A 4,821-nucleotide genomic window follows, 5' to 3' on the forward strand; every position below is an offset into this window, starting at 1 on the left:
CTCGATGACGTAGGGGAAGTACCTCTCCTTCGTCTCGGGATCGAAGTAGCGCAGGTCGACGCCCGAGGCCTCGGAGTGGCGTTTCAGGTCGAAGTCGGTGCGGCAGGCGATGCCCTCGAGCTCGCCCCAGCCGAAGGGGTACTCGTACTCGATGTCCGAGGTGCCGGTCGAGTAGTGCGCCAGCTCCTCGCGCGCGTGCTCGCGCATGCGCAGCTTCTGCGGATCGAGGCCCAGGTCGAGGTACCACTGCAGGCGCGCCTGCTTCCAGTAGGTGTACCAGCGCTCGTTCTCGGCCGGCGGCACGAAGAACTCCATCTCCGCCTGCTCGAACTCGCGCGTGCGGAACACGAAGTTGCCGGGCGTGATCTCGTTGCGGAAGCTCTTGCCGATCTGCGCGATGCCGAACGGCGGTTTCTTGCGGGCGCTGGTCATGACCTGGGTGAAGTTGACGAAGATTCCCTGCGCCGTCTCGGGCCGGAGGTAGTGGAGCCCCTCCTCGCTCTCGACCGGGCCGAGGAACGTCTTGAGCAGGCCGTTGAACATGCGCGGCTCGGTCCACTCGCCCTTCGTGCCGCAGTGCGGGCACGCGATGAGCGACATCTCGACCGCGTCGGGGTCTTCGAGGCCCTTCTTCTCGGCGAACTCCTCCTGCAGGTGGTCCTGACGGAACCGCCGGTGGCAGCTCTGGCACTCGACCAACGGGTCGACGAACGCTGCGAGGTGGCCCGAGGCCGCCCAGACGGGCGTGGGCAGGATGACCGACGAGTCGAGGCCGACGATGTCGTCGCGGCTCTGCACCATCGACCGCCACCAGAGGCGCTTGATGTTGTCCTTGAGCTCGACGCCGAGCGGACCGTAGTCCCATGCGGACTTGGTGCCGCCGTAGATCTCGCCGCACTGGTAGACGAATCCACGACGCTTGGCGAGTGAGATGACGGTGTCGACCGTCGTGGTCTTGGAAGCCATGCAAATGTTCCGTTCCGGCTGGGTGTCGGCGGGCCTGTGCGTGCTGCCGTGGCAGCCCGCGCCCGAGGTGGCGTCAGTCTATCGACGGGCTCGCGACGGTCGTCGAGTGATGCTGAATTGACAACGGTTCTCATTTTATTGAGAATCGTTGTCATGAAGTCGGCGGCCATCGCGATCGGTGCGATCCTCTTCGGGACCGCCCTCACCGCGTGCGGAGGCAGCGCGCAGGCGGAGGGCACGCGAGTCGTGGCGTCGTTCTACCCGTACGCCTTCGTCGCCGAGCAGGTCGGCGGTCCACATGTCGAGGTCGAGAACCTCACCTCCCCCGGCGTAGAGCCCCACGACGTCGAGCTGAAGCCGAAGCAGGTGGGCGCCGTCCAGGAGGCCGACCTGGTCATCCACCAGCAGGGGTTCCAGAACGCGGTCGACCGGGCCGTCGAGCAGGCCGGCCGGTCCGAGGACGATGTGCTCGACGTGGCAGAGCTCGTGTCGCTCAGCGGTCGCGACCCGCACACCTGGCTCGACCCGCGAACGATGATCGCCGTCACGCAGGAGGTCGAGGCCCGGCTGAGCGACGCCGACCCGACCCACGCCAAGGAATTCGCCGCCAACGCCCGACGACTCGAGGCGAAGATCGAACAGCTGGACTCGGACCTCGCTGCCGGGCTGAAGACGTGCCGCACCCGGACGATCGTCACGAGCCACGCGGCGTTCCACTACCTCGCCGAGCGCTACGAGCTGAGCCAGGTGCCCATCGCCGGCATCGAGCCGAGCAACGAGCCGTCCCCCGCGCAGCTCGCCGAGATCAGCTCGCTGGTGCGTCATGAAGGGATCACGACGGTGTTCACCGAGGAGCTCGTGAGCTCAGCGGTCGCCGACACCGTCGCACAGGAGACCGGGGCAGGCACAGCGACTCTCGACCCGATCGAGGGTCTGGGTGAGGACACCGCCGACGAGACATACCTGACCCTGATGAGACGCAACCTCGACACGATCCGCACCGCGAACGGCTGCTCATGACGACCGTCCTGTCCGTTCGCGACGCATCGCTGATGATCGAAGGTCGGCCCGTCCTGCAGAGGGTCAGCCTGCAGGTGGCCGAGGGTGAGGTCGTCGCGCTGCTCGGCGCGAACGGCTCCGGCAAGTCGACGCTCGTTCGTGCCGCGATCGGACTGGTGCCGGTCGACGAGGGGGAGGTCGAGCTGTTCGGGACGCCCCTGGCCAGGTTCCGGTCCTGGCAACGTCTGGGCTACGTGCCGCAGCACTCCCGGGCCGTCGCCGGTGTGCCAGCCACCGTGCAGGAGGTCGTGACGAGCGGGCGACTCTCCCGCCGCCCGTTCGTCGGCCGCCCCCGCTCGGGCGACCACGAAGCGGTCCGCGGAGCCGTCGCGCGGGTGGGACTCACCGATCGCCTGCATTCTCCGCTCAGGGAGCTGTCCGGCGGTCAGCAGCAACGCGCACTCATCGCGAGGGCCCTGGCCGGCGACGCGGACCTCCTCGTCATGGACGAGCCCACGTCCGGCGTCGACCACGAGAACCAGGAGGCGCTCGCCGAGCTGATCGGCGGGCTGGTGGGCGACGGCGCCTCGGTGCTGCTGGTCGCGCACGAGCTCGGCCCGATGCGGGGCCTGGTCGGCCGTGCGGTCACGCTCGGCGATGGTCGGGTGACGTACGACGGACCCGTCGTCGGCGTGACCCACGAGGAACACGAGCAGGTCCACCACCACGGTGATCCGCCGGACCCGCATCCCGAGGTGCTGGGCGGCGAAGGGGTGTTCCGATGATCGAGCTGCTCGACTACGACTTCATGCGTCGTGCGCTGGTGGCCGCCACGTTCACCGGACTTGCGGCACCGGCGATCGGCACGTACCTCGTACAGCGGCGGCTCGCACTTCTCGGCGACGGCCTCGGCCACGTCGCCCTCACCGGCGTCGCGCTCGGGCTGCTCACCGGCATCGCCCCCCTGCTGACGGCCGTGCTGGTCGCAGCAGCGGGCGCGGTCGTCATCGAGCTGCTTCGCACATACGGGCGTACCAGCGGCGATGTCGCGCTCGCCATGCTCTTCTACGGCGGCATCGCCGGCGGTGTGCTTCTCATCAACCTCGCCGGCGACAGCGCCGCGACGCTCACCAGCTACCTGTTCGGCTCCATCATCACCGTCTCGTCGGGCGATCTGTGGCTGGTCGGTGCGCTCGGCGCGCTGGTCGTCGCGCTGGCCATCGGACTGTCACCCCAGCTGTTCGCGGTCTGCCAGGACGAGGAGCACGCCCGGGTCAGCGGGGTGCCGGTACAGGCGTACAGCATCCTCATCGCCGTGCTCGCCGCCGTCACCATCACCGTCGCCATGCGCACGGTCGGGCTCCTACTGGTCTCGGCCCTGATGGTGGTGCCGGTGGCCGCCGCGCAGCAGCTGACCCGAAGCTTCCGCGCGACGCACCTCACCGCGATGGTCGTGGGGTTGCTCGCGGCCCTCGGTGGCGTCGTCACGAGCTACGAGATCAACGCTCAACCCGGGCCGACGATCGTCGTCCTTGCCCTGGCCGGCTTCGGGGTCGCCACCGTCGCCGGTTGGCTCATACGGCGGCAACGGCGTCCGATCCAGACATGAGAGACCGAGGAGGAGACATGGTCGAGACACCCCGCAACACCCGTCAGCGCCGCGCCGTCGGTGCGATCCTCGACGATCTCGACGGCTTCGCCAGCGCCCAGGAGATCCACGACATCCTCGAGCAGCGTGGCGAGAAGGTGGGACTCTCGACGGTCTACCGCAATCTGCAGGTACTCGTCGATGCCGCCGAGGTGGACTCCCTGCGCGGCGACGACGGCGAGCTTCTGTACCGCAGGTGCAGCGCCGGTCACCATCACCATCTCGTATGTCGATCGTGCGGCCGCACCGTGGAGGTCGAGGGACCGACGGTCGAGCGGTGGGCCGACCGCGTGGCCGGTGAGCACGGGTTCAGGGACATCGAGCACACCTTGGAGATCTTCGGCACCTGCGAGCAGTGCGGCCGATGAGCACCATCCGCTGCGTGCCCGGCCACGAGCTGACGGCCCAGGACGTCTACGACATCTGGCGCATCCGTGACGCGGTGTTCGCCGTCGAGCAGCAGGTCGAGGACGAGGACGCCGACGGTCGGGACCTCCTGCCCACCGCGACCCACCTCTGGCTGGCCGACGCAGACGGACCCACGAGCTACCTGCGCGTCTACGTCGCGGACGACGGTGTGCGGCACATCGGCAGGGTCTGCACACGCCGCGACCAGCGCGGCCGCGGGTTGTCGGGCCGGCTCATGGCCGAGGTGCACCGGCTGTGGGGCGACGAGACGCTCGTGCTCAACGCGCAGGCCTACCTCGAAGCCTGGTACGGGACCTTCGGCTACCGCCGTTCGGGTGACGACTTCGACGACGCCGGCATCCTGCACGTGCCGATGACCCGCGAGCCGTCGTAGCGGTCAGGGCTCGTCAGGGCTCGTCGCCAGCGACGCGGTCGAGCGCCTCGGCGGTGTCGCCGTCGATCTGGGTCGCGAGGTAACGCACAGCCTGCCGTGCGTCGTCGTACTTCGAGCCGAAGCTGAACTCGTAGCTCGCGCCTGCGTCGGCCTTGTCGGCCATCACCGAGACCTCGTCGATGAGGTAGCTCACCGCGCCGTCGACCTCGGCGGCGACGTCGGCGGCCCCTTTCGGCACCTCGGTGGCGCGGAACTCGGCCAAGGCGCCGTTCAGCTCCGGGATGACCTCGTTGCGCAGGGGTCCGCTCTCGAACACGAGGGGATGGCTGAGCAGGACGCCACGGCTCGTTCCCAGTGCGTCGTCTGCGGCCTTGACGAAGGTCTCGGCCTCGGCGGCCCGGCCGAG

General features: G+C 68.9%; 7 protein-coding genes. 5 read left to right on the forward strand and 2 right to left on the reverse strand.

The features are described from left to right. Nucleotides 1–966: glycine--tRNA ligase (locus ACRDPN_RS09700; RefSeq protein ID WP_431447245.1), on the reverse strand; the 966-nt coding region annotated here is incomplete at its 3' end. Nucleotides 967–1,119: 153 nt separating this feature from the next. Between ACRDPN_RS09700 and ACRDPN_RS09705 the strand changes: the two genes are divergently transcribed. Genes ACRDPN_RS09705 through ACRDPN_RS09725 form a run of 5 tightly spaced genes read left to right on the forward strand, consistent with a single transcriptional unit; the run spans nucleotide 1,120 to nucleotide 4,415 of the window. After that, complete coding sequence (locus ACRDPN_RS09705; RefSeq protein ID WP_431447246.1) at nucleotides 1,120–1,986, forward strand: metal ABC transporter substrate-binding protein; 867 nt, start codon at nucleotides 1,120–1,122, stop codon at nucleotides 1,984–1,986. Beyond that, nucleotides 1,983–2,750 (forward strand): metal ABC transporter ATP-binding protein, encoded by a 768-nt coding sequence (locus tag ACRDPN_RS09710; protein WP_431447247.1) that lies wholly within the window; start codon nucleotides 1,983–1,985, stop codon nucleotides 2,748–2,750. The genes ACRDPN_RS09705 and ACRDPN_RS09710 overlap by 4 nt, the downstream gene beginning before the upstream one ends. Beyond that, nucleotides 2,747–3,574: a metal ABC transporter permease gene (locus tag ACRDPN_RS09715; protein ID WP_431447248.1), complete on the forward strand. Its 828-nt coding sequence runs from the start codon at nucleotides 2,747–2,749 to the stop codon at nucleotides 3,572–3,574. Before ACRDPN_RS09710 ends, ACRDPN_RS09715 begins: the two co-directional genes overlap by 4 nt. Nucleotides 3,575–3,591: 17 nt before the next feature. Further along, the gene (locus ACRDPN_RS09720; RefSeq protein ID WP_431447249.1) at nucleotides 3,592–3,981 is read left to right on the forward strand and encodes a Fur family transcriptional regulator; all 390 of its coding nucleotides are present in this window, start codon (nucleotides 3,592–3,594) and stop codon (nucleotides 3,979–3,981) included. Continuing rightward, nucleotides 3,978–4,415 (forward strand): GNAT family N-acetyltransferase, encoded by a 438-nt coding sequence (locus ACRDPN_RS09725; RefSeq protein WP_431447250.1) that lies wholly within the window; start codon nucleotides 3,978–3,980, stop codon nucleotides 4,413–4,415. Before ACRDPN_RS09720 ends, ACRDPN_RS09725 begins: the two co-directional genes overlap by 4 nt. A gap of 13 nt (nucleotides 4,416–4,428) precedes the next feature. Here ACRDPN_RS09725 and ACRDPN_RS09730 read toward each other — a convergent pair. Continuing rightward, nucleotides 4,429–4,821 (reverse strand): hypothetical protein (locus ACRDPN_RS09730; protein ID WP_431447251.1); only part of this gene is annotated, 393 nt, incomplete at its 5' end.

Origin of the sequence: Aeromicrobium sp. (genome assembly GCF_050700635.1) — a bacterium.
GTDB lineage: Bacteria > Actinomycetota > Actinomycetes > Propionibacteriales > Nocardioidaceae > Aeromicrobium.